This window comes from Paraburkholderia unamae, from assembly GCF_003096875.1.
Lineage (GTDB): Bacteria > Pseudomonadota > Gammaproteobacteria > Burkholderiales > Burkholderiaceae > Paraburkholderia > Paraburkholderia unamae.
In genome coordinates this window covers 1-22,680 of the sequence record NZ_QEOB01000018.1, presented here as the reverse complement: position 1 = coordinate 22,680, position 22,680 = coordinate 1, and the positions used below count along the sequence as shown (strand labels likewise).

Sequence of the window (22,680 nt, the reverse complement as noted above, 5' to 3'; positions counted from 1 at the left end):
TTATCCGGTTGGCGCCGTGCGGCTCGCAAGCCTGGGCGTGGAATTCGGGTGGCAAAATTATAACACCCGACCCCGATACAAATGCGCTAAATTATATTATGTAAAATAAAGCGCATTACCGTCCAGGCGTGCCGCCTGTCCGATCACCGCCCGCCCGCAGCCGCCGCTTTCACCGGCGTCGAGACTGCGGCGGGCGTTTCCTCGATGCGCCGGAAAATCAGCGCCGACGCCAGCGTGATCGCGCCAACCACGGCGAAGCTCACGCGAAAGCCGAGCGCCACCGATCCCCATTGATCGGCGACCACGCTGACAAGTGCGCCGCCAACCGACACGCCGAGGCCCATCGCCAGCATCTGCACCATCGAGAACAAGCTGTTGCCGCTGCCCGCATCCTCGTGCGAAAGCCCCTTGAGCGTGACGCTGTTCATCGCCGCGAACTGCATCGAGTTGGCCGCGCCGAAAATCGCCAGCACCGCGATCTCGACGATCACGGGCGTGTCGTGCGATATCAATGCGAACGCCACGATCGATGCACCCACGATCAGCGTATTCACGAGCAGGAAGGTGTCGTAGCCAAAGCGTCGAATCAGCGGCGCGATCCAGCGCTTGGCAAGGGCGCCCGCAATGGCGGCGGGCAGCATCATGATGCCGGATCGCAGCGGCGTATAGCCGAGTTCGAGCTGCATCAGCAGCGGGACGAGGAACGGCACCGCGCTGGAGCCGATGCGGCAGAGCAGATTACCGATCAGACCGACGCTGAAGTTCGGCTCGCGGAACAGCGCCAGCTTGAAGAGCGGATTCTGGCGCCGCCTTGCGTACGGCACGTAAGCGAGCGCGCTCGCGAGCCCGAGCACGAAGAGGCCCGCGGACCACGCGGCGCGATGCGATTGGACCGGCACTTCCACTGCCAGCGAAAACGCGATCATGCACAGCGACACGAGCGCGCCACCGGCGACGTCGAACGCAGGCGCCCTCACCCCCGTCGCGCGCGGCAGATAGCGCAGGACTGCGAACAGTCCGACCGCGCCAATCGGCACGTTGATCAGGAAAATCCAATGCCACGAGAAGGACTGGACAAACCAGCCGCCAAGCGTCGGTCCAACGATCGGGCCAACCTGACCGGAGACGGAAATGAGCGCCAGCGCCGAGACGTAGGCCTCGCCGCTCACGGCGCGCAGCACGGCGAGTCGCCCGATCGGCAACAGCATCGATCCGCCAATGCCCTGTAGCACGCGCGCGACGACGAGCTGGCCCAGCGAATGGGCGTTCGCGCAGCACAGCGAGCCGAGCACGAAGATCAGGATGGCGGTGAAGTAGACACGGCGTGTGCCGAAGCGGTCTGCGAGCCAGCCCGATGCGGGCGTGAGCATCGCCATCGTCAGCGTATAGGCGACGATCACCGGTTGCATCTCGAGTGGCCGCACGCCAAGGCTATGCGCGATGGACGGCAGCGCGGTGTTGACGATCGTCGTGTCGAGCGCCTGCATGAAAAAGCCGGCGGCGACGATCCACAGCAATGCGGTGTGACTGGAATCCTTGCTCATTGAAACTTCGGGCGCGCAGCGCGCGCGGACAAACTTTGGGGGAATGCCGTCATCGTATTGTCATCGCCGTAAATCGGGAACCCCACTGACGACGTTGACTGTCATCGGCGTTTCCGATAACAATGCCCGGATGCTCAATCCCATCTGGCTCCGGACGTTCGTCACGGTCGCGACCTGCCACAGTTTCACCGAGGCGGGGCGTCAGCTCGGCCTGACCCAGTCGAGCGTCAGCGAGCATATCCGCCGCCTCGAACAGACGATCGGCAGACGGCTGTTCGTGCGCGACACGCATTCGCTTTCGATCACGCCGGACGGCGAGGCCATGCTCGCCCACGCCAGCGTGATCCTGCATGCGATCGACCGCGCGCAGGCCCAGTTCCGCGCGCCGCGCCTGAAGGGTCGGGTCCGTCTGGGCTCGTCGGACGACGTCGCGCTCGGTCCGCTGCCAACGGTATTGACGGCCTTTCGCAACGCGCATCCCGATGTGGAACTGGAAATCAACATTGGCATGACAGGCGAACTCTATGAGTTGCTGGATGCCGGGACGATCGATCTCATGGTCGGCAAACGACGGGTCGGCGACAAACGCGGCGCGGTCCTGTTCACCAGCAGGCTCGAGTGGCTCGCGCCCACCGGCACGGTCGTGGACCTCACGCAGCCGCTGCCGCTCGTCCTTGTCGCCGAACCGAGCGTGACGCGCGCGGTCGTCCTCGACGCCCTCGCCCAAACCGATTTCCGCTGGCAGATGGTCTGCACGAGCAGCAGTCATGCGGGCTGCGTGGCGGCAGCGCGCGGCGGGCTCGGCATTACGGTGCGATCGCAGTATCTCGCGGCGCGCGGTCTTGCGCCGCCTGTCAATGCGTCGAGCCTGCCCACGCTCCCGGATGTCGAGTTCATCGCGCTCGCCGCGAAACGCCTTAGCCGTCCGGCGCAAACGCTGCTGCAATTGCTGCATGACAGTGACCTGCGCGGGTCCTGGATCGGCGAATAGCGCGGCGGCCGCTCAGCCCTGCCCCTTCGCCGCCTTGCGAAACTCGTCGACCAGCTTGTCGACGATACTGTTCAACTGGCTGCGCTCCTCGGTGCTCAGCATCGACAGGATCTCCGTTTCCAGCGACTGGCCGAGTTCGTCGCTGGAAACGCGCGTCCGCTTGCCGGCCGCGGTCGGCCACAACTGGAAATGGCGCGCGTCGTCGGGATGAATGGAGCGCCGCACCAGCTTACGCTCGATCAGGTCCGCGACCAGCTTCGAGAGCATCGTCTTCTCGATCAGCGTCTGCTCTTTCAGCACGCTCGCGGTGATCCCGGGCGCGTCGCAAATCATCCTCAGCACGCGCAGCGAGCGCACGTCGAGCCCGAACGCGGGCCGGTACTCGGCGTTCGCGCGGCTGATCATCTCGCTTTTGATCAGATCCAGCTTGAAGGTCAGATAAAGTGCTGCCCCGTTGGCGCCGCCACCGTCGTGTTTCGCCTGGTCCTCGTCCTGGCCGCGGTCGTCCGGTTTCCCTTTATGCCCCGCCGGTGGCGTTCCTGCTCGCATGTGCTGCCGTCCTGTTCCCAAACCTTCACTTGTATGGAAGCGCGCCGCGCGCGGCCGCTCTGTCATCCATCATCATAGCCCACGCGCGCCGGGCGTCCGCCGATCTCAGGGAATATCATTAGTTGAAGAATGCAACTATTGAATTATTCTTGGAATCTGACCGGCCCGCCGTGCAGCGCATGGGCGGACCGCACACTCACCTGGCAGAACGGGAAAAAGGGACTGGCGCCATGCAGACGGAAAGCGAACTGAACGACCTGGGCGAACACATGCGCGCGTGGCGCAGGGACATTCACCAGCATCCGGAGCTGGGTTTTCACGAGCATCGCACCGCCGGTCTGGTGGCGCAGCGGCTCGCCGACTGGGCGATCGACGTGCAGACCGGTGTTGGCGGCACGGGCGTGGTCGGCACGATTCGCGGCACGCTTGGCGAGGGTCCGTCGATCGGTCTGCGCGCCGACATGGACGCGCTGCCGATGAGCGAAAAAGGCACGCCCGCGCACCGATCGACCCACGACAACGTATTCCACGGCTGCGGCCACGACGGCCACACGGCGATCCTGCTCGGCGTGGCGAAATATCTTTCCGCGCATCGAGACTTTCGCGGCACCGTTCATCTGATCTTTCAACCGGCCGAGGAAACGCTGCGCGGCGGCTCGGCGATGATCGACGACGGCCTGTTCGAGCGCTTCCACTGCGACGAAATCTACGCACTGCATAACAACAACCAGTTGCCCGCCGGCAAGATCGGCGTGCGCAATGGCGCGATCCTCTCGGCCTGCGACCTCTTTCGCATCAGCATCAAGGGCATCGGCAGTCATGCGGCGATGCCGCACAAGTCGATCGATTCGCTGATCGTCGGCACCACGCTCGTGCAGTCGATCCAGAGCATCGTGAGCCGCAACATCGATCCGCTCGATACCGCCGTGGTCAGCATCTGCAAGTTCCTCTCGGGCACCGCGATCAACGTGATTCCCGACAGCGCGGTGCTCGAAGGCACGGTGCGCACGCTCTCGGTGAAGGCACAGGAAACGTCGCTCGCGCGGCTGCGCGCGATCTGCGAAGGCGCGGCGACGATGTATGGCTGCGAAGTGAGCTTCGAGCACCTTCAAACTTCGCCGCCCACGCTCAATACGCCCGCCGAAACCGAAACGGTGCGCCGCGCGGCCGAGCGCGTGCTCGGCGCGGACAACGTGGTCGTCGACGTCGCGCCGCTGATGGCCTCGGAAGACTTCGCGTTCATGTTGCAGCAGCGCCCCGGCTCGTACTTTTTCCTCGGCCACAACGGGCTCACCTGCCATCACCCCGAATTCGATTTCGACGACGACACCGCCCCCACCGGCGCAGCCGTGTTCATCGAAATCGTTCGGCAACGGCTCGGCTAAGTCGACGCCATTCCACGCAATCGATCAGAAGGGACCGCCATGAACGCCAAACCGACGCCGTCGCCGGCGATGGTGCGCAAAGTCGTAATCGCATCCGTACTGGGCAATGCATTCGAATGGTTCGACTTCGCGATTTACGGCCTCTTCGCCGTGATAATCGCGAAGCTGTATTTTCCGGGCGGCAACGAATTCGCGTCGATGCTGCTGACGCTCGCCACATTCGGCGTCGGCTTCGCGGTGCGCCCGCTCGGCGGCGTGCTGCTCGGCCTGTATGGCGACCGCGTGGGCCGCAAGAAAGCGCTGTCACTGACGATCGTGCTGATGTCGATCGGCACCGGCATGATCGGCATCCTGCCGACCCACGCGGCGATCGGCATTGCCGCGCCGATCCTGATGGTGCTCGCGCGCTTGATCCAGGGCTTCTCGGTGGGCGGTGAATTCAGCGGCGCGACGACGATGCTGGTCGAATTCGCCCCCGCGAACCGGCGCGGCTTTTTCGGCAGTTTCCAGATGTGCTCGCAGGCGCTGGCATTTTCGCTCGGTGCGCTGGTCGCGTATCTGCTGACCGTCAATCTCGCGCCGCAAGCGCTGGAATCGTGGGGCTGGCGTCTGCCGTTCCTGCTCGGCATCCTGATCGGGCCGGTCGGCTGGTTGATCCGCTCGACCGTCGACGAATCGCCGGAATTCCTCACCTACGCGAACGAAGTGCGAAGCGGCAAGGTGGAGCGTGTGAAGACGCCGCTGCGCACCGTATTCCGCGACTATCCGCGCGCGATGCTCGGCACGCTCGGCATGTCGGTGGTCGGCACCGTGTCGGCCTACGTGTTCGTGTTCTTCCTGCCGATCTTCGCGAAGAAGCAACTGGGCATGTCGGCCTCCGACGTCAACCTGAGCACCTTCATCGGCACGCTGGTCATCCTCGTATTCTGTCCGCTCGCGGGCTACCTGTCGGATCGTATCGGCCGCAAGGCGGTGCTGCTGCCGGCCATCGTCGCCTACAGCATCGCCTCGTACGTGCTGTTCAAACAGTTCGTCGACGCACCGACGTTCGGCTCTTTGCTCACGGTGCAGATCGGCGTGTCGTTCTTCATGAGCTTCTTCTGGGGCCCCACGCCGATCGTGCTGACCGAGGTGTTCCCCGTCAGCGTGCGTTCGACCGGCGCCGCCGTCACCTACAACCTCGCGGTGCTGATTTTCGGCGGCCTCGCGCCGTTCGTGAATACGTGGCTCGTGCATGTGACCGGCAGCAATCTCGCACCGATCTATTACGTGCAGGTGAGCGTGGTCATCGGCCTGATCGGCGTGCTGACGTTGCCGTCAACCGCGCGCCGCGCCGCGGCCGGCTTCGCGACCTGAGGCAACCTCAGGCATCGTACGTAGCCGGCCCTGAGCGACTATTGGCTCGCCGGCCTGCTTGCGGCCGCGTCACTCGCGGCCTTCTGCTTCTTTGCTGCTTCGTGATGTCCGACTGCGCACCCGGCGGCCGCACCGGCCGTGCCGTGCTTGCCCGCGACGTGGCCCGCGACGCCGCCAACGGCCGCGCCTTTCAGGCAGCCCTCAGCGTGCACCGGGGTAGCAAAGGACGCTGGAATGGCCACAGCGATGGCAAGGGAAAGGATCCGCTTTTTCATGGTGGGGGCTCCGTGGAAGTGTGGATCGCCGGACTCCGTTGGATTCCGTTCCAGGCGATTCACGCTTCCCGCACGGGTTATGCCCGCCACCGTCCGGCGACTGCGCGGGCGCATGTCCTGCCTCACGCTCCGGTACGCTTTCCTGTCCGGCACCTCATGACTTCTGGCCGCATGACGGCCACGTAGAAGCTGCCCGGCCCCAGCTTGCCGCCCTATTGCTTGCCAGCCGCCCCGCACGCTGCCCGCATCCCCGCTTCACTCAGATGCACGGTGCTCCAAGCGTCATTAGCATTCGACAATCCATTCGTAGTGCGGCGCGGTTCCGCATTCCTATAATCGCCCGGCATGTCAGCTCATCCTTTCATCCCGGAGACCTCTTCATGATTCGACCGACCCTGCGCATTCTCACCGCCCTCGCCCTCGTGCTGCCGTTTGCCAGCGGCCCGGCCTTCGCTGCCGGCGCGCCGACGCCGCTCAAGGTGGGCGTGGCCGGCGGCGTGGATGAGCAGATCTGGGAGGTCGTCACGCAGGTCGCGAAAAAAGACGGGCTCGACGTGGAGGCCATCGTGATCAGCGGCACCGCGAGTCCGAATGAGGCGCTCAACAATGGCGATCTGAACGCCAATTCCTTCCAGCACATCCCGTATCTGCGCGATCAGGTCAAGTCGCGCGGCTACAAGCTCGTGGCGGTGGGCGACACGTATATTTCGCCCATCGGCTTCTACTCGAAGAAGTACAAGTCGCTCGAAGCACTGCCGGCCGGTGCAACGGTTAGTATTCCTGCCGACCCGAGCAACCAGACGCGCGCGCTCGTGATCCTGCGCGATCACAAACTCATCACGTTGCGCGACGGCGTCGATCCCTACACGGGCACGGTTTCGCTTCAGGACGTGCGCGCCAACCCGCGCAAGCTCAATTTCGTCGAGGCCGACCCGCTCGTCCAGGCACGCTCGCTGCCCGACGTCGATGCCGCCGCCATCGTCAACAACGTGGCGTCGGAGGCGGGACTTTACGCCACGCGCGACGGCATCGCGGTCGAGCGCAAAGAGCACAACCCGTACGTGAACATCATCGCCGTGCGCGAGCAGGACCGCAACGCGCCGTGGGTACCGAAGCTCGTCAAGGCGTACCAGTCCGAGGAAGTCAGGCACTTTATCCAGACGCACTTCAACGGTTCCGTGATTCCCGCGTTCTGATGCTTCCGAGGTGAAAGCTTATGTCGCCGACCCTGGCTGACCGCTACGTCCGGGCCCTGCTCCAGACCCTGCTCATGGTGGGCGCGTCCATGGTGATCGCGATCGTCGCGGGCATGCTGCTCGCGATCGTGCTCACGCTGAGCGCGCCAGGCGGGCTGTATCCGCGGCCCTTGCTGCACAAGACGCTCTCCACCGCGATCAACATGTTTCGCGCGATCCCTTTCATCATCCTGCTGGTCGCGCTGCTGCCCGTCACGCGCTTCATCGTCGGGACGACGCTCGGCGCATGGGCCGCCGTTGTGCCCTTGAGCGCGAACCTGATTCCGTTCTTTGCACGCGTCGTTCAGGTCAATCTCAGCGGCGTCGAGCCGGGGCTGATCGAGGCCGCGCGCGCGATGGGCTGCAAACGCCTCCAGATCGTGCGCCACGTGCTGTTGCCCGAATCGTTGCCCGGCATTCTCGGCGGCGTGACGGTAACCGCGATCGCGATGATCGACATGTCGGCCATGGCTGGCGCCGTGGGCGGTGGCGGCCTTGGCGACATGGCGATTCGCTATGGCTACGAGCGCTACGAAACCCAGGTGATGATCGTCGTGATCTTCATTCTGATCGCGCTCGTTTCAGTCATCCAGCTGGCGGGCGAGTTTTTCACCCGGCGGCTGGATCGCAGGCACTGATGCCGGATTGAAACGACGCCAGCCCCGGCTAGATCGACTCCCGTATCTGCAACTGCACCTTGCCGTTGCGGATCGGCATCACGTCGGGACTATCTTCGCCAACCTCGCGATCCATCGTTTCGTTTAGCTTGTCGTTCAGCGCGAGCAACAATTCGCCGTTGCGCTTTCTGTCGAGAGCCAGGTTATGCATCTCGCCGGGATCGCGCGCAAGGTCATAGACCTCGACGTCGTTCTTCTCGAACAACGCTTCGAGCGTCGTGGGACGATTGAACGCCAGCGGCGAGAAGTAGCGGCTAAAGCGATAACGCCCGTCGAACACGCTGCGAATCGTTCCGCGCAGGCGGAAGTCAGGCTGTTGCGCGAGCGCGCGGCGGCGGATCTCGTCTTCGGGCACGCCTTTCTCGTGCAGCGTCTTGAACTCCTTGAGCATCCATTCGCTGTCGTAGTACAGCAGCATGGCGTAGTTAAAGAGCGCGGTCTCGCGGACCGAGTCAATGCGCGCCTGCTCCGGGCGGGCGAGCATGCCCGTGAGGTCGTGCCCTTTCAGCGCATCGCCGCCAATGGACTGCCGGCGCGCCGCGTCGAGCCCGGTCAGCCCGAGCAGCGTGGGCGTGATGTCGATATGCGAGGTCAAGGCCTCGCATCGCTTGCCGCCCGGATAGGCCGGATGGCGGATCACGAGCGGTACGTGGTTCTGCGGCGCATAGGTCGTCGCGCCCTTGTCGACAAGCTGATGAGCGCCGACATGATCGCCGTGATCCGCCGACATGACGACAATCGTCCGCTCGTCGAGCCCGAGCGTCTGAAGCGTCTCCAGGAGCCGCACGACATGGGTGTCGCAGTCGCGGATGCAATTAAAGTAGTTATCCTGATAGATCCGGACCCGCTCGTCGGTGAACGGAAAGCGGCCGACGAGGTTCACGTGCGCATCGTTGTACATGCCGTGCGCGCGCGGGCGGCCGGGCTCGTCATATGGCTGGCGGCGCGACGCCGCCAGCGGAACCTGGCTCCAGCCCTGCTGGTAGAGCGCGTCTGAAGGCGGCGGCGCGTTGCCGAGGATCATCGCATTCGCGCGCTGCAATTCCGATCCAGGCGGATCGGTGTTCACGAACATCACGTCGTGCGGATTGACGAGGTTGACGGCCAGAAACCACGGCTTGCCCTCCTGGGCCAGGTGCGGGGCGCGCGTGCGCATCCAGCTCACGGCCGACTCGGTCGTGATGCCGTCGTAGTTGTAGCCGCCACGCACCTCGCCGATCAGGTCGCCCACGCCGAAGTAATCGTCGAACCCGTATTCCTTGATCTTTTGATGGTAGTCGGCCACCGGCGCGCTGTACGGGCTGTTCGTTTCGTGCAGGCTGCCGCTCAGGTGCCATTTGCCGAGGTACGCCGCGTAGTAGCCGGCGTCGCGCATCATGTGGCCGATCGTGCGGATGTCGGTCGACATATCGGTTTGCCAGGGCACGCCTGCGTTGTCCAGCACGCCTGTGTGCTGCGTATGCTGCCCCGTATAGATGGTCGAGCGCGATGGCGAGCACACGCAGGAAGCGATCTGGTGGCGGGTGAACGTGATGCCGTCGCGCCGCAACGCTTCGCGCCCCGGCACGGGAAACGGCCAGGCGTCGAAGTAACGCTCCTGGTCGGTGAGGATGAACAGGATGTTGTAGCCAGGCGGGGCGCTTTCCGGCGCGCTCGTCGGCCCTTTTTGCGGCCCTTTTTGCGGCGCTTGCGAAGCGCTGTCCGGTTGTGACACGGCAGCCTCTGCCGGTCGCGCGAGACCCGTTGCCGCAATCGCCGCGCCCGCGCCCGCCACTTTCAGGAAGTGCCGCCTGCCGTCGCTCGCAAGCCGGGACGGCTTCGGGGCATCCGCTTTCTTCTGCTCGTTCATACGATTGTCTCCACGATTTTTTTCTGCTGTTCGCACCCGTTCAGCCCGGATGTGCGATTCATTGTGGCGCAATGTGCGATACGATTCGATGAAAGATGAGTATCGATCCATAACCCTGCGGTAATGAATGAGAGAGCACGATGGCCGCCACGAAAAGACCGCCCGTATTGCTTCCCGACGTGGCACCGCCCGGCGCCGACCGTGGCCGTATCGAACATTTGCCGCACGTGTTGCGCCGGCTGCGCATCCGTGACCTGGAGACGCTGGACTGGCTCGGGCGCTATCGCAGCTTCGCGCGCACGGCCGAAGAAGCGTCCATCACGCAGCCGGCGCTGTCGAAATGGCTGCGCGAGCTGGAAGACACGCTGGGCCTGCCGCTGTTCGAGCGCACCTCGCGGCGGGTCGCGCCCACGGCCTATGGCGAGGCGATGCTCGAATGCGTCGCGCGCATCCTCACCGACCTGCACACCGTGCAGCCCGCGTTCGATGCCTTGAAACGCGGCACGCGTCTGCCACTGAAGATCGGCATGCTGCCGTACATCGCCACACGCCTGCTGCCTGGTGTGATCGAGTATCTGGCCACGCACGCGCCCACCCAGCAGATCAACTACTCGGAAAGCACGCTCGACTACCTGCTGCCGCTGATGCAGCGGCGCGAACTCGACATGGTGGTTTGCCGGCTCGAACCGGCCGTGCTGACCGCCGGCTTCACCGTCACCGAGCTATACAGCGACGAGATTCTGGTCGTCGCGCCGAAGGATCATCCGTTGCACCGGCACACTCGCGTCACCTGGCGCGACGCGGCCGCCTGGCCATGGATCATGCCGTCGATGGGCTCGCCCATGCGCACCGCGCTCGAAGTCGAGTTCGCGACGGCGGGCGTCGCCTCACCGCACGTGTTGATGGAGTCGACCTCGCATCTGACCAACTGCGCGGTGGCGCGACGCGTGCCGTGCCTGTTCGTCTCCACGCGCTTGCGGCGCGGCGAGACCGATTTGAATGGCGAGTTGCGGCAACTGCCGCTGAAGGTGTCGACGGCGGTGCAGCGCATCGGTGCGTTGACGGCGCAGCCGCAAAGCTCGGCGGTGTCCGTGGTGCTGGCCGCGTTGCAGGCGGCAGCACAGGCGAAATGACACGTTTCGCGCGCCGCGTTCAGTCGCCGCTCAGCACCCATTCGTCTTGCGGCGCCACGGGCGCGGCCAGCGTGCGCCAGCGTCCGAAAGCCATCATCGCCATGCCCGCAACGACCGCAGGCACGCCGACGATCGCGAAGACCAACGGCAACGAGAGCCCCATCGAGAGCATCGCGCCGCCCGCGACCGAACCGACCACCGAGCCCAGGCGGCCCACGCCGTTGGCCCAGCTCACGCCCGTTGCGCGGCAATCGGTCGGATAGAACGCCGCGGTGAGCGCATTGGCGCCGACCTGCGAGCCCGACACGCAAAAACCGGCGAGAAAGACGGCGAGCGCCGCGAGCCAGGGCGTAGCGGCGAGCGAGCCGATGGCGGCCGTGAACACGCCGGCCGCCGCGTAGCTCGCACCGAGCACATAGCAGGGGTTGAGCCGGTCCATGAGCCAGCCAAGCACGATCGCGCCAAGCGTGCCGCCAACCTGGAACATCGCCGTGACGAGCGCCGCCGTGCGCAGCGAGGCGCCGGTCGTGCGCAGCAACGTGGGCAGCCAGCTCGACAGCAGGTAGATCACGAGCAGGCTCATGAAGAAGGCCAGCCACATGAGCAGCGTGCCGCGCAGCAGTTCGGGACGGAACAGTCGACCCACCGGCGAACCGCCCGATTTCGCGCCGGACGCCGTGAACGTCGCGCCTTCGAGGTCGGTATCGGGGGCGATGCGCGCGAGCGTGCGCACGATGCGCTCGCCATGTCCGCCGCGGCTGGCGAGATAGCGCACCGATTCCGGCAGCCGCCACGCGAGTAGCGGCACGATCGCGATCGGTACGATGCCGCCCACGAACAGCACCGAGCGCCAGCCGTAATGCTCGATGAGCGCGGCGGCCGCGAATCCACCGAGTGCGGAGCCGATCGTGAAGCCGCAGAACATCGTCGTGACGAGAAACGAGCGGCGCGCCGACGGGCAGTACTCCGAAGTAAGCGTGATCGCGTTCGGCATCGCGCCACCCAGGCCGAGACCGGTCAAAAAGCGCAGCGCGATCAGCACGCCGATCGACGGCGCGAACGCCGACATGACACTCGCCAAACCGAATGCGCATACGCACACGAGCAAGAGCCGCTTGCGCCCCACCCGATCGCCAAACGGGCCGAACACGAGCGCACCGACCATCAGGCCTGCGAGCCCCGCGCCGAACAATGGCGCGAGTTGAGACGGTTGCAGTTGCCACTGCGTGTGCAGCACGGGGGCGATGAAGCCGATCGCGGCGGTATCGAAGCCATCAATGGCAACGATCAGGAAGCATAGGGTGACAATCAGCAACTGAAACCGCGAGACGCGATGCCGATCGATGAAGGCCGTCACGTCGACGGTGCGTGAGATTGTCATCGTTGTCTCCTGTCTTTATCCGCCTTGGGCGTTGCGCCACGGCGTTATGGGTCGATGTGACGGAGCCCATTAAACGACAGGGAGATATGCCAGGTAAAATGACAAATTCATATCTTCCATATGATTTTTTATATAGCTGGATCGGGAAGACGGTTCGCGGACGGGGCGCGTACGTCGCATACGTATAGAGAAGCCCACGCTTCTCCGCAACTTGACACTCAGCATCGACATCACGACAAGGCGCGTGTTTTGCTGCACTTCACTGGATGAAAGCGTGGCTGTCTCGCCGCATGCGGCCTGCTAGACTGGAAACTCCCGCGCAAACCATGGAGGAAGACATGACGACCGTCTACGTGGTGAAAACCGGTGAGCAGTTCCTCTGCTGTGCAGAGGACGGCGACATTGGCATGGCACCGGCAATTGAAGGGGCCAAGTCCTTTCTCTCCTATGAGGAAGCGGAAAAGGCGGCCAATGAGAACGCCGACCCCGGATACGAAATCGTGACCGTCAGCGTGACCAGACACTGACACGGCGTTTGCCGCTGGCGCTCGGTGACAGAGAGCGCCGGCGGAGCCTGTCGTTCTGCATCTGCTTACTGGAAATGCATCGCGATGGAAAACGCCCACCGCGACGAGCCGGGCTTCTGGAACACGGTGGCCGAGAACTTCTAAAGACGATCCCACGCCCTACGCAATTCGCCAGAAACAATCCATCCCCTCCAGAGCGCGACGATGCTCATCGTTCGGCTCCGGTAACGTCCGCGCATATTGCCCTACACACGATCGTGCTATCGTCGTCAGCCATTTCGGCGATCAGATTGCCGTTGCAGCAGGCTTTGGACGACCGCCTCCATGATCCATGACGATCCGTTCGACCCTTCCCCCCAAAAGCGGCGCCGCGCGTGGCCGCTGATTCTGCTGTGCGTCGTCGTCATCGCGGTGGCCGCGTTGGTGGCAGCAGCCGGGTTGACGCTGCGAGCCAGCCTGCCGCCGCTCGACGGCACGCGCGACGCGCCGGTATCCGCAACGGTGACGATCGCGCGCGACGCGCTCGGCGTGCCGACGGTACAAGGCAGCACGCGTGACGACGTCGCGTATGCGACCGGATTCGTTCACGCACAGGACCGCTTCTTTCAGATGGATTTGCTGCGCCGGGTCGCCGCCGGCGAGATGGCCGCGCTCATCGGGCCCGCTGCGTTGCCACTGGACCGGCGTGACCGCCCGTGGCGTTTTCGTGAGCACGCGCGGGCGACGCTCGCCACGTTGCCCGCGGACCAGCGGCAACTGATCGAACGCTATGCGGCGGGTGTCAACGACGGCCTGCGCTCGCTTCGCGCGCGGCCGTTCGAATACTGGCTGCTGCGAACGCAACCGGTCCCGTGGCGCCCTGAGGACACGTTGCTCGCCGTCTATGCCATGTACTTCGACCTTCAGTACGGCCAGGTCTCTCACGTGCTGTCGCGCGCGGCGCTGCGCGAGCGAGTGCCCGCGGATCTGCTCGCGTTCCTGCTGCCCGCGACGAGCCGCTGGGACGCTCCGCTCGACGGGATGCACACCGTCGCGCCGTCGCCCGCCACCCTGCCCGCACCGCCGCCGTGGCTGTCCGCAGCGCGGTCCGCGGCGAACATCGCCCCGGAGGCCCCCGGGTTATTGAGCGGCGTGCCCGGATTCATCGGCACGGGGGCCGCCGTCAACTCGATGGTCGGCAGCAATGGATTCGCGGTCGACGGTGCGCACGGCGTGGACGGGCGCGCGCTGCTCGCGAGCGACATGCATCTTGGCCTGTCGCTGCCGAACATCTGGTACCGGTTGTCGCTGATCTATCGCGCGCCGGATGGCGGCACGCGGCGCATCACCGGCGTGAGCCTGCCAGGCACGCCACTCGTCGTGGCCGGGAGCAATGGCCATATCGCCTGGGGGTTCACGAACAGCTACGGGCGGTTCATCGATCTCGTCGAACTGGTACGCGACCCGGCCGATCCGCTGCGTTATGGCGTGCCCGACGGCGGCTGGCAGCGCGCGCAGGTGATCCATGAGCGCATCGACGTGAACGGCGGCGCGAGCGTCGATCTTCCTGTCGTGCAAACGCGCTGGGGCCCCCGGATCGTTGCCGGCCCCCATGCGTATGCGGTGCATTGGGTTGCGCAGGATCCACAGGCGATCAATGTGAACCTCATGCAACTCGAAAGCGTGTCGAACGTCGCCGACGCGTTGCGCGCCGCGCAGACCTCCGGCGTGCCAACGCAGAATTTCATGGCGGCCGATGCACAAGGCCATATCGGCTGGACGCTCGCCGGGCCCCTGCCGCGCTTTGCCGATGCGAATAGCGCAAATGCGACGACGCTCGCCAGCCTCCCGTTGCGCTCCGACACCTATCGCGGCTGGCAGGGATATCTGCCGCCCGAAGCGTATCCGTCGCGCATCGATCCGCCAGCAGGCCGCATCTGGAGCGCGAACAACCGGACCTTGCCAGAGGACGAGGCGGCCCGCATCGGCGACGCAGGCGCCGATCTCGGCGCACGCGCGACGCAGATTCGCGACGATCTGCTCGCGTTGCCGCATGCGACCGAGCGCGACATGCTGGCGACGCAGACCGACGACCGGGCGTTGTGGATCGAACCCTGGCGACGCATTGCCCTCGACGCGCTCGACGCGAGCGCTCTCGACGGCCATCCCGAACGCGCGGCATTCCGCCGGCTTGTCGAAACCTGGAATGGCCGCGCGGATGTGAGCGCGGTCGGCTACCGGCTGCTGCGCGCGTTCTATTACTCGCTGTACGACGCCTGGTTCGGTGCGCTCGACAAGGAGATGAGCGCGTTCGCCCCCGAACTCGGCTATCGCGCGGCGAACTCGCGTTACGAGGCGACCATGGAGACACTCGCCGAGCAGCACGCGTGGGTACCCGAGGGCTACGCGGACTGGCGCGCGTTCGTGCTGGACCGGATCGACCGCTCGATTGCGCAATTGCCGAAGGGCACGAGGCTTGGAGATGCGCGCTGGGGCGAGCGCAACCGCTCCGCGATCGCGCATCCGTTCGCGCGGATGGTGCCGTCGTGGCTACCGTGGGTGCGCGGTTGGCTCAGCACGCCGAGCGATCCGCTGCCGGGCGACATCAATATGCCGCGCGTGCAGTCACCGGCGTTCGGTGCATCGGAGCGGTTCGCGGTATCGCCGGGGCATGAGCAGGACGGGATCTTCGAGATGCCCGGTGGACAGTCGGGCAACCCGCTGTCGCCGTATTTCCTCGCGGGACATGAAACGTGGGTGCGCGGCGATGCGGCGCCGTTCCTGCCCGGTCCCGCCGTCCATACGCTGAAGCTCAACGGGGCGGGTGCGCATCAGGCATCACTTTTAAATGGCGCTTTGGTCGTTCAGAAACCTCGCTAGCTCAAAGCGCCTCGACAAACGTTGCCAGGCGGGGTTACACGCCGGGAACCGGCGTTGTCGGGATGCGAGCGACGAGGACGGTTAGTTGCGCGATCAAAGCGGAGACATGTCGTCGATGGCAGTCGCAACGCCCCCTACGGCTTGCACAGCTTCTAGTGTGTTGCATCCACCGGTTGAATCCGTATTGGGAAACCGGTCACGGGATGCGCCGCCAGGAAAGGCCGTCATCTTCCCTGCGACGGATACGCACTGAAGTGCCGATAAACTGGCTATTCCCAAATCTGCGCAAATGGTTAATCTGCGAAGGTTCCGTGAACGCAAAAACCTCGCTGCTGAAATGCAACCATTCGGATCCTCCATGACTGAGCCTCGTCTGACATTCCTCGACCAGAATGAATGGGAAAACTGGTTGACGCAAAACGGCGACACCTCGGCCGGGATATGGCTGCGCCTTGCCAAAAAGGGCGCCGGGCAGCCAACCTTGACTTACGAACAGGCGCTGGAAAGTGCCCTTTGTCATGGCTGGATCGACGGTCAAAAACAGACTGAAAGCGACGAATGCTGGTTGCAACGCTTCACTCGACGCTCTGCAAAAAGTCTCTGGTCCAGGCTCAACAGAGACCGGGCCGAAGCGCTGATCGCCGCAGGCAGAATGCTGCCTTCGGGCATGCGAGAAATCGAGAAAGCCAAAGAGGATGGTCGCTGGGAAGCTGCCTATACGTCCGCCAGCAACTCAGTCGTGCCGGACGACCTTCAGGCCGCACTGGATGCCAATCCCAAGGCCAGCGCATTCTTTGCGACGCTGAACGGCCGAAACCGCTATGCCGTCCTGTTTCGGATACAGAATGCCAAAAAGGCCGCAACGCGTGCGCGCAAGATCGAGGAGTTCATCGGCATGCTCAATCGCGGCGAAACCATTCACCCTTAGAGCAGGAAGTTCGAAAGCCGACGAGAATCGCCGCACGATGGCGCGCTCAAGGGAAGCCGCAAGCGGCCAATCTCAGCCGCAAATGGAGAGCAGCAGGCGGGACGAAGATTCAATCGTGTTAACCGTATTACTACCCACGCTCGCATGCCGGAAATTCAGCGGTGCCGGGAAGTCGGGATTCTGGTCGTCGCTTGTCATGAGAAGCTGGATACGGTGACCGGCACGAAACCGGCGAGCCGTGACAACGAGCGGAATCCGATACCTGACAACCGTACCGACCGGCACAGCTTCAAAACGCTTGCAGGGCAGCACAGGAGAACCCGCATGACTTTGCTGCTCATCGATTTCACGCAGGCTTGCGCGCAAAAATCCGGCCGTCACGTTCTGTGCCTTGCCCGACGGATCGACGTCCTGTAAAAGTACAATCCACGCGGTGTCCGGCGCCGTGCAGCTCGCATCAAGCTCGATCTCCGCATCGCCTGTTACGTCGACATCGTGTTCCAACGGGGCGCTAGTCCAGATCAGACTTGATGCGGGATCGGCCGGACTCGGAGCTTGACGATTCAATCCCTGGCCGAAAGCGATCAGTCGCCGCACCCCCGGTGTGCCCTCCTCGCTCGCAAGCGTGCCGTCCGCGCAGAGTGCAAACCGTCGCAGTTCCGTTCGTGCCGGCGGCCAGGTGTCCGACGTCCGCCATTCTTCGGCGCCAGCCATCCAGTAGCGGATCGGGTCGCCTTCAAGAATGCCCGTGTCGCGCTTTTTCAGCCAGTGGTCGAACCACGCAAGCGCTTCAACGTGGAGGCTTTCCCACGGCCAGGCGAGGCCATGTTCGCCCAGCATCGCCACGCGGACTTCCGGGCTGTTCCTGAGCGCGTGCCAGGCCCTGAACGTCGATGGAAGATGCATGGGGACATTGTCCCAGTCGCAGCCCAGATAAACGGGTACCTGGACGCGCTCCAGCAGCGGCAGCAGGCTGCGCTCCTCCCACCAGTCGTCGCGCGTCTGGTGTTCAACAACGCAAGCCCGCCATAGATCGTCCCAGGGATGCGGATCGTGATGCAGTGTGAGCAAGCCCTTCAGGGCCGCGATTGCCGCCTCGCCATTGATCGTCTCGAACCGTTTGTGAATGACAGGTGTCTTCAGGAAGCGCCCCAAAACTTCGACGAACCGATTGCGGTAGAAGTCGCTGACGTGTGCCGACGTCGCACCGATCATCGACAGGTACGGCGTCAGAAAACTCGTGCTCGCCAGTCCGTTGTGTACGGCCGCTTCGTAGAGATCGATACTCGCCGCGACAGGAAAGATGGCCTTTAGATGGGCGGGCTGTTCCACCGCCGCCTCCAGCTGGGTCATCGCAAAGTAGCTGATTCCTACCATGCCGACGTTACCGTCGGACCACGACTGCTCGCCGGCCCATTGGACGAGATCGTGCATGTCTCGCCGTTCCTGCGCGTCGAAAAACCCGAACGTTCCGCCAGAGCCCCCCGTGCCGCGCACGTTTGCAATGACGTGTACGTAGCCTCGCGGCACGAAAAAGTCGCTGGCGCCCGCTTCCAGAAAGCCCAGCGGCGCCCCGAGGTTCTGGATCTGACGCGGATAAGGCGATGCCGAAACCAGCACCGGGTATCGGCCGGGTGCTGCGGGCCTGCGGATGTCCGCGCGCAGCTCAACGCCATCGCGCATGCGCACGACCACGTCGAATTCCGAGCCCATCTCGAACATCGGACGAGAAAGATTCCTGTAGTGGCGGCCCGTTGTCTGGGGCCCGTTGAGTTGACGCTGGCCGGGTTCCGTCCCGGAGACTGCTCGTGACATGGTGCTGCTCCATCGAGAATGATCCGGTCGTCACCGTCATAGCCAAGGCCTGCCCAAAAGTGACAGCTGGAATCGACTGCATCGTGCCCGTCTGTCCACGCAGCGGGCGATGATGAAGTAGAATGGAGCATATCTGAATTGAAATTCAAATTCAAACTAATTCCCGTAAGGTACGTTGACCATGCCAACGAATTCAGGCAGGACCCCGGACACGCGAAAAGGTCGGGCGTCACGGCCAGACGGCGCCGCGACGCGGCAGCATTTGCTCGATGTCGCGGGACGCATCTTCGCCGAACGCGGATTTGCCGAATCCACCAGTAAGGCGATATGTGAGACGGCTGGCACCCCTATGGCGTCGGTCAATTACCACTTCGGCAGTCGGGAAGCGCTTTATGAAGCGGCCCTTATCGAAGCGCACCGGCAGGTCGTGGGACTGGACGAACTCGCCGCACTTGTAGACGGAATCAGCGATCCGCAGGACAGGCTTCGCACCGTGCTTACGCGCCTCGTGAGCCTTTCGACCAGCACGAAAAGGCCATGGGGATTTTTGCTGATATTGCGCGAAGTCCTCTCGCCGTCGGCGGCCATTCCCGCGCTCGTCGAGCAGGCTGTGCGGCCGAAAGCGGCCTTCATGCTCGGCATCGTCAGCGACGTGCTGGGTCTGAAGCCGAACGATGCCGCCGTTCAACGTGCAGTGCTGTTCACCGTATTGCCCTGTATCGCAATGATGATTGCGCCCAGGAAAATACAGTCGGCCGTACTTCCCGCGGCAGGCAGCGATCACGAGGCGATTGTCGACGACTACCTAGAGTTCGTTATTGCGGGGCTTGAAGCGCTTGCCAACGCGCACCGCGCCGGCAAGCCCTCACAGGCGGTCGAAGCCGTTCGTCGAAGACGCACGCGAAAGAAGACTGGGGCATAGCAGGTGAAGCGATCGGCACAAAGCCATAGGACGTCGCCTGGCAATACTGCACGTTTCTGTGCACACACTGCTCATCGCCGTTCCGGCGGCAGCGCCGGAACCCAACTCTCCCACAAGGGTGGCGAGCGACTCAGGCCCTCGCGAATTGCTAACTATAACCTGATGATCGTGCGCCAAGACGTGCTTGGCGAGGGTTTGGGCGATAGGCCCGGCGCCGATAAACCCGATTTTCATTGCGAATTTGCTTGCTGACATGCGGTTGATTATTCATGGGGTGCCGGCGTGATCCCATGACCGCGCTTAACGTACAAACCATGCCAGTCATATTACTTTCAAAATACAAGTAAAAGGCAGAATTTTACTTGCAACATACAAGCGATGTTAAGATGTAGCCATGAATACGAAGAGCAAAGAAGACGTTCGGTCCCATTGCGCGGTGAACTACGGCGTGGAAATCTTCGGCGACCGGTGGTCGCTCTTGATCATTCGGGACATCGTTTTTGCTGGCAAGAAGACGTACGGCGAGTTCCTGAAATCGGAAGAGGGAATTGCGACCAACGTCCTTGCTTCCCGCCTTGCCTTTCTTGATGAGCAAGGAATTCTCTCGAGGGCGCCCAGCCCCGACGACAGGCGCAAGGACTTCTACACTCTGACCGAGAAGGGACTCGACCTCATTCCCATCGTCCTTAACATAGTCCTTTGGAGCGCGAAGCACGACTCGAAGTCGTATGTGCGGCGCAGCAAGGAGTTCCTTGCTCGACTAAGTCGAAGCCCCATGCAGGTGAGCGAAGAGGTGAAGGCGCTGGTCCGCAGTGGCGGCTGTATCTTTCCTGATAGCAACTGAGCATGACGGCAAGGACGCGCCAGCACGTCGCGCGAATGATATGCGCACGCCAACGGCTACAAAGTGCTGCGAATAGCGGGGCCGATGTCCGAAACGGTCCTGGAAGCTACCATTAATATTTCACCAACCCCGGCAGCTCCTTCGGGTCGACCACGGAAGTTCATGGTTCCGCGGTCGCACAACGTCGGGCGCGCCGCTTCCGGGCCGGGCTGTCGTCAGCTACACCCACTACAATGAATGCACGCCAGGAGACAGCCGGGACCCGTCATGCACCGTACCCCGATCACGCGAGCGTGGAAACGAACAGCCAGGCCAATCCGCATCGCTGCGTGCGTTGCTTTGTTGCTGTCGCCACTTACCCTGCCAGCGCAGGACGAAACACCGGGTATTGCCTTTTCCACGCTCGAGCCGGGCGGACCACTGCCCGCAGGGTGGAAGAACCTGCCGGTCGTACACGGCAAGGCGATGACGCAATACACCCTGGTTCACGACGGCAACAAAACTGTCCTTCAGGCAGACGCCGATCGTTCCGCTTCCGCGCTGATGCATGAAGGCAATATCGATCTCGCGCAGACACCCGTCGTGGCATGGCGCTGGAAAGCGGAAAAGCCCATAGAGGGCGCGGACAATCGCGTCGGTTCGAAGGAAGACGCACCGGCGCGACTGGTCTTCACATTTGACGGCGACGTGAGCAAACTTTCGATTTTCGATCGCACGAGCATGGCAATGGCAAGGCGCCTGGGCGGCCAGGACCTGCCCTACGCAACGCTCATGTACATCTGGTCAACCTCGGCCGCGCCAGGCAGTGTCATTGCCAACCCTCACACGGGCCGCGTTCAGATGATCGTCGTGTCCGGCCAGCCCGGCGATGCCGGCCAGTGGCAAACGCTCCGTCGCAACGTCGTGCAGGACTATGAGAAAGTCTTTCACGAACCGCCAGGACGGATCATCGGCTACGGCCTGCTGACCGACACCGACAACACCGGCACGACGACACGCGCGTGGTATGGAGACATCCATTTTCTGCCTGGGCCATGATTCATAGGAGCCTCCACGCAAGTCCAGCTTCATGATGCCCATGGGCACGGCCGTGTCGGCGTCCACGTTCACGCTCGGCGAAAATCACCGTGGCTTGTAAGAGAATTTCTGGCCGCCGACGCTTGCCTCGTACATCAGCCCACCCTTGGCCACTGTGAATACGGCCATGCCTTTTCGATAGGACCCCGCAGTTTTGGCGTCTTTCTTGCCACCGCTGACGTTAGCAGACGTGCCCGTCGTGCCTGCCTGTGCACCCGCCGCCGCAGTGATCGCGATCGCATTGGCATCCGCGCCGAATTCGAAGTTGCCACCGGTGAATTCCTTGAGCGCGCGTGCGTCTTCGAACAGGATGAGTTCACTGTACACCTGACCGCCTAGTTGCAAACCCACAGTGAGCTGAGTCATCGTCGCATCGCCGATATGTTTCCCTTGCTCATAGACGCGGCCCTTGCCACGGGCGCCGCCGATACCGACCCCTCCCTTGCCGATCTTCGGAAACACAGCGTAGGCGTAGGCATTCTGTAGAAGACTGCCGCTTTCTCCCGCGTTCCTGAACAGGTTGAGTGCGTCCGAATATTCGTCGGCCCAGGCAGCAGAAACAGGCAAAAACAGCACGATTGTGAGCATCAACATCAGACGTTTGAGCATGATATGTTCTCCAAGGATTGGGCGCGTTCAAGCACTGCCGTGATGCATTTGCAGTGTATAACCAATTTGCCCCGCTACAACATCCTCGATCCGTTGCAGCGTCACCGTCCGTGACGGGGATGCTGATATAGCCGACCTGGTGCTAGCCATCGCCCCGCTCCGGGTGATACGCATGCACTGACCTGACGCGAATTGGCTACGCCAATCTCCCGAGCCTATCGTTCGTAGACCAAACGACATGATCGACGTTGCAGACGGCGCAAGAAGGCGCAATCGGCCATCGTCGAAGCACCCGACACGCTTATGCGGCCCGGACAAACGGTGTCCGGCTTCGTGCTGACTCATCTCGACAAAGGCGTGAAATGAGTGCAGTCGCGAACCGGCGCAGCGGGCAGTCCGTGCGGGCGAGCCACTTGTGACTCAAAGTTAAAGATGCTTTGAATATCGGCCCGATTCCTGGACTCCCGGTAGGGGTAAAGTGCCCTCCACTGACTACATATGAGGACGGAGACATGAAGACCTATCGCATCGCAACGATCCCTGGCGACGGCATCGGCAAGGAAGTCGTGCCCGCGGGCAAGCAGGTGCTCGAAGTGCTGGCCAAACACGGCGATCAATTCGCCTTCGAATTCGAGGATTTCGACTGGGGCGCCGACTACTACCGCCAGCACGGCGTGATGATGCCCGCCGACGGCCTCGACGCCATTCGCAACAAGGACGCCAT

At 63.3% G+C, this 22,680-nt stretch carries 21 protein-coding genes; 13 read left to right on the top strand and 8 right to left on the bottom strand.

What is annotated here, in order from left to right; genetic code table 11:
- Nucleotides 1-143 precede the first annotated feature (143 nt).
- Nucleotides 144-1,544, bottom strand: coding sequence for a DHA2 family efflux MFS transporter permease subunit (locus C7402_RS31820; RefSeq protein ID WP_116613487.1), 1,401 nt, complete (start codon nucleotides 1,542-1,544; stop codon nucleotides 144-146).
- Between the two features lie 130 nt (nucleotides 1,545-1,674).
- On the opposite strand from C7402_RS31820, the gene C7402_RS31815 reads away from it, so the two are divergent.
- Nucleotides 1,675-2,535 (top strand): LysR family transcriptional regulator, encoded by an 861-nt coding sequence (locus C7402_RS31815; protein ID WP_112173874.1) that lies wholly within the window; start codon nucleotides 1,675-1,677, stop codon nucleotides 2,533-2,535.
- Between the two features lie 12 nt (nucleotides 2,536-2,547).
- Here C7402_RS31815 and C7402_RS31810 read toward each other — a convergent pair whose 3' ends face one another.
- A complete protein-coding gene (locus C7402_RS31810; RefSeq protein ID WP_116613486.1) occupies nucleotides 2,548-3,084 on the bottom strand; it encodes a MarR family winged helix-turn-helix transcriptional regulator in 537 nt (178 codons plus the stop codon).
- Nucleotides 3,085-3,314: 230 nt separating this feature from the next.
- Between C7402_RS31810 and C7402_RS31805 the strand changes: the two genes are divergently transcribed.
- Together C7402_RS31805 and C7402_RS31800 are read left to right on the top strand one after the other, a co-directional pair.
- Nucleotides 3,315-4,469, top strand: a complete 1,155-nt coding sequence (locus C7402_RS31805; RefSeq protein WP_244314991.1) for a M20 aminoacylase family protein — start codon at nucleotides 3,315-3,317, stop codon at nucleotides 4,467-4,469.
- A 39-nt stretch (nucleotides 4,470-4,508) separates the two neighbouring features.
- Nucleotides 4,509-5,825, top strand: coding sequence for an MFS transporter (locus C7402_RS31800; RefSeq protein ID WP_116613485.1), 1,317 nt, complete (start codon nucleotides 4,509-4,511; stop codon nucleotides 5,823-5,825).
- A gap of 38 nt (nucleotides 5,826-5,863) precedes the next feature.
- Here the strand turns inward: C7402_RS31800 and C7402_RS31795 are convergent, their stop codons facing one another.
- Nucleotides 5,864-6,100: a hypothetical protein gene (locus tag C7402_RS31795; protein WP_116613484.1), complete on the bottom strand. Its 237-nt coding sequence runs from the start codon at nucleotides 6,098-6,100 to the stop codon at nucleotides 5,864-5,866.
- Nucleotides 6,101-6,480: 380 nt separating this feature from the next.
- Here C7402_RS31795 and C7402_RS31790 point away from each other — a divergent pair, with 380 nt between their 5' ends.
- Complete coding sequence (locus C7402_RS31790) at nucleotides 6,481-7,296, top strand: MetQ/NlpA family ABC transporter substrate-binding protein (protein WP_116613483.1); 816 nt, start codon at nucleotides 6,481-6,483, stop codon at nucleotides 7,294-7,296.
- Nucleotides 7,297-7,316: 20 nt separating this feature from the next.
- Entirely contained in the window at nucleotides 7,317-7,973 is a 657-nt protein-coding gene (locus C7402_RS31785; RefSeq protein ID WP_112173869.1) for a methionine ABC transporter permease, read from the top strand.
- A gap of 28 nt (nucleotides 7,974-8,001) precedes the next feature.
- Here the strand turns inward: C7402_RS31785 and C7402_RS31780 are convergent, their stop codons facing one another.
- Nucleotides 8,002-9,861, bottom strand: coding sequence for a sulfatase family protein (locus C7402_RS31780; RefSeq protein WP_116613482.1), 1,860 nt, complete (start codon nucleotides 9,859-9,861; stop codon nucleotides 8,002-8,004).
- A gap of 140 nt (nucleotides 9,862-10,001) precedes the next feature.
- Here C7402_RS31780 and C7402_RS31775 point away from each other — a divergent pair, with 140 nt between their 5' ends.
- A complete protein-coding gene (locus C7402_RS31775; RefSeq protein ID WP_116613481.1) occupies nucleotides 10,002-10,994 on the top strand; it encodes a LysR family transcriptional regulator in 993 nt (330 codons plus the stop codon).
- A 19-nt stretch (nucleotides 10,995-11,013) separates the two neighbouring features.
- Here C7402_RS31775 and C7402_RS31770 read toward each other — a convergent pair whose 3' ends face one another.
- On the bottom strand, nucleotides 11,014-12,375 hold the full coding sequence (locus C7402_RS31770) for an MFS transporter (protein WP_116613480.1): 1,362 nt from the start codon (nucleotides 12,373-12,375) through the stop codon (nucleotides 11,014-11,016).
- Nucleotides 12,376-12,713: 338 nt separating this feature from the next.
- Here C7402_RS31770 and C7402_RS31765 point away from each other — a divergent pair, with 338 nt between their 5' ends.
- From C7402_RS31765 to C7402_RS31755, 3 genes are all read left to right on the top strand, one after another.
- Entirely contained in the window at nucleotides 12,714-12,902 is a 189-nt protein-coding gene (locus C7402_RS31765) for a hypothetical protein (protein ID WP_112174031.1), read from the top strand.
- A 324-nt stretch (nucleotides 12,903-13,226) separates the two neighbouring features.
- Entirely contained in the window at nucleotides 13,227-15,761 is a 2,535-nt protein-coding gene (locus tag C7402_RS31760) for a penicillin acylase family protein (protein WP_116613479.1), read from the top strand.
- Nucleotides 15,762-16,119: 358 nt separating this feature from the next.
- Nucleotides 16,120-16,689 (top strand): YdeI/OmpD-associated family protein, encoded by a 570-nt coding sequence (locus C7402_RS31755; RefSeq protein ID WP_112173864.1) that lies wholly within the window; start codon nucleotides 16,120-16,122, stop codon nucleotides 16,687-16,689.
- A 72-nt stretch (nucleotides 16,690-16,761) separates the two neighbouring features.
- Here the strand turns inward: C7402_RS31755 and C7402_RS31750 are convergent, their stop codons facing one another.
- Entirely contained in the window at nucleotides 16,762-18,504 is a 1,743-nt protein-coding gene (locus C7402_RS31750; protein WP_116613478.1) for a CocE/NonD family hydrolase, read from the bottom strand.
- A 262-nt stretch (nucleotides 18,505-18,766) separates the two neighbouring features.
- Between C7402_RS31750 and C7402_RS31745 the strand changes: the two genes are divergently transcribed.
- The gene (locus C7402_RS31745; protein ID WP_244314990.1) at nucleotides 18,767-19,426 is read left to right on the top strand and encodes a TetR/AcrR family transcriptional regulator; all 660 of its coding nucleotides are present in this window, start codon (nucleotides 18,767-18,769) and stop codon (nucleotides 19,424-19,426) included.
- Here the strand turns inward: C7402_RS31745 and C7402_RS48350 are convergent.
- A complete protein-coding gene (locus tag C7402_RS48350; RefSeq protein ID WP_116613477.1) occupies nucleotides 19,370-19,660 on the bottom strand; it encodes an NAD(P)-binding domain-containing protein in 291 nt (96 codons plus the stop codon). The genes C7402_RS31745 and C7402_RS48350 overlap by 57 nt on opposite strands.
- Nucleotides 19,661-19,820: 160 nt before the next feature.
- On the opposite strand from C7402_RS48350, the gene C7402_RS31735 reads away from it, so the two are divergent.
- Nucleotides 19,821-20,270: a winged helix-turn-helix transcriptional regulator gene (locus C7402_RS31735; RefSeq protein ID WP_112173861.1), complete on the top strand. Its 450-nt coding sequence runs from the start codon at nucleotides 19,821-19,823 to the stop codon at nucleotides 20,268-20,270.
- A 267-nt stretch (nucleotides 20,271-20,537) separates the two neighbouring features.
- Nucleotides 20,538-21,308 carry a DUF3047 domain-containing protein gene (locus C7402_RS31730; protein WP_116613476.1) on the top strand — a complete coding sequence of 257 codons (771 nt, stop codon included), beginning with the start codon at nucleotides 20,538-20,540 and terminating at the stop codon, nucleotides 21,306-21,308.
- An 84-nt stretch (nucleotides 21,309-21,392) separates the two neighbouring features.
- On the opposite strand, the gene C7402_RS31725 is transcribed toward C7402_RS31730, so the two are convergent.
- The gene (locus C7402_RS31725) at nucleotides 21,393-21,956 is read right to left on the bottom strand and encodes a YSC84-related protein (RefSeq protein WP_116613475.1); all 564 of its coding nucleotides are present in this window, start codon (nucleotides 21,954-21,956) and stop codon (nucleotides 21,393-21,395) included.
- A 512-nt stretch (nucleotides 21,957-22,468) separates the two neighbouring features.
- On the opposite strand from C7402_RS31725, the gene C7402_RS31720 reads away from it, so the two are divergent.
- A partial coding sequence (locus tag C7402_RS31720; RefSeq protein ID WP_244314989.1) for an isocitrate/isopropylmalate family dehydrogenase occupies nucleotides 22,469-22,680 on the top strand: 212 nt, incomplete at its 3' end.

Excerpts from the sequence above, each read along its gene's own strand:
- C7402_RS31820 (WP_116613487.1), bottom strand. The coding sequence starts at position 1,544 with ATGAGCAAGGATTCCAGTCACACCGCATTGCTGTGGATCGTCGCCGCC.
- C7402_RS31815 (WP_112173874.1), top strand. The coding sequence starts at position 1,675 with ATGCTCAATCCCATCTGGCTCCGGACGTTCGTCACGGTCGCGACCTGC.
- C7402_RS31810 (WP_116613486.1), bottom strand. The coding sequence starts at position 3,084 with ATGCGAGCAGGAACGCCACCGGCGGGGCATAAAGGGAAACCGGACGAC.
- C7402_RS31805 (WP_244314991.1), top strand. The coding sequence starts at position 3,315 with ATGCAGACGGAAAGCGAACTGAACGACCTGGGCGAACACATGCGCGCG.
- C7402_RS31800 (WP_116613485.1), top strand. The coding sequence starts at position 4,509 with ATGAACGCCAAACCGACGCCGTCGCCGGCGATGGTGCGCAAAGTCGTA.
- C7402_RS31795 (WP_116613484.1), bottom strand. The coding sequence starts at position 6,100 with ATGAAAAAGCGGATCCTTTCCCTTGCCATCGCTGTGGCCATTCCAGCG.
- C7402_RS31790 (WP_116613483.1), top strand. The coding sequence starts at position 6,481 with ATGATTCGACCGACCCTGCGCATTCTCACCGCCCTCGCCCTCGTGCTG.
- C7402_RS31785 (WP_112173869.1), top strand. The coding sequence starts at position 7,317 with ATGTCGCCGACCCTGGCTGACCGCTACGTCCGGGCCCTGCTCCAGACC.
- C7402_RS31780 (WP_116613482.1), bottom strand. The coding sequence starts at position 9,861 with ATGAACGAGCAGAAGAAAGCGGATGCCCCGAAGCCGTCCCGGCTTGCG.
- C7402_RS31775 (WP_116613481.1), top strand. The coding sequence starts at position 10,002 with ATGGCCGCCACGAAAAGACCGCCCGTATTGCTTCCCGACGTGGCACCG.
- C7402_RS31770 (WP_116613480.1), bottom strand. The coding sequence starts at position 12,375 with ATGACAATCTCACGCACCGTCGACGTGACGGCCTTCATCGATCGGCAT.
- C7402_RS31765 (WP_112174031.1), top strand. The coding sequence starts at position 12,714 with ATGACGACCGTCTACGTGGTGAAAACCGGTGAGCAGTTCCTCTGCTGT.
- C7402_RS31760 (WP_116613479.1), top strand. The coding sequence starts at position 13,227 with ATGATCCATGACGATCCGTTCGACCCTTCCCCCCAAAAGCGGCGCCGC.
- C7402_RS31755 (WP_112173864.1), top strand. The coding sequence starts at position 16,120 with ATGACTGAGCCTCGTCTGACATTCCTCGACCAGAATGAATGGGAAAAC.
- C7402_RS31750 (WP_116613478.1), bottom strand. The coding sequence starts at position 18,504 with ATGTCACGAGCAGTCTCCGGGACGGAACCCGGCCAGCGTCAACTCAAC.
- C7402_RS48350 (WP_116613477.1), bottom strand. The coding sequence starts at position 19,660 with ATGAAAATCGGGTTTATCGGCGCCGGGCCTATCGCCCAAACCCTCGCC.
- C7402_RS31735 (WP_112173861.1), top strand. The coding sequence starts at position 19,821 with ATGAATACGAAGAGCAAAGAAGACGTTCGGTCCCATTGCGCGGTGAAC.
- C7402_RS31730 (WP_116613476.1), top strand. The coding sequence starts at position 20,538 with ATGCACCGTACCCCGATCACGCGAGCGTGGAAACGAACAGCCAGGCCA.
- C7402_RS31725 (WP_116613475.1), bottom strand. The coding sequence starts at position 21,956 with ATGCTCAAACGTCTGATGTTGATGCTCACAATCGTGCTGTTTTTGCCT.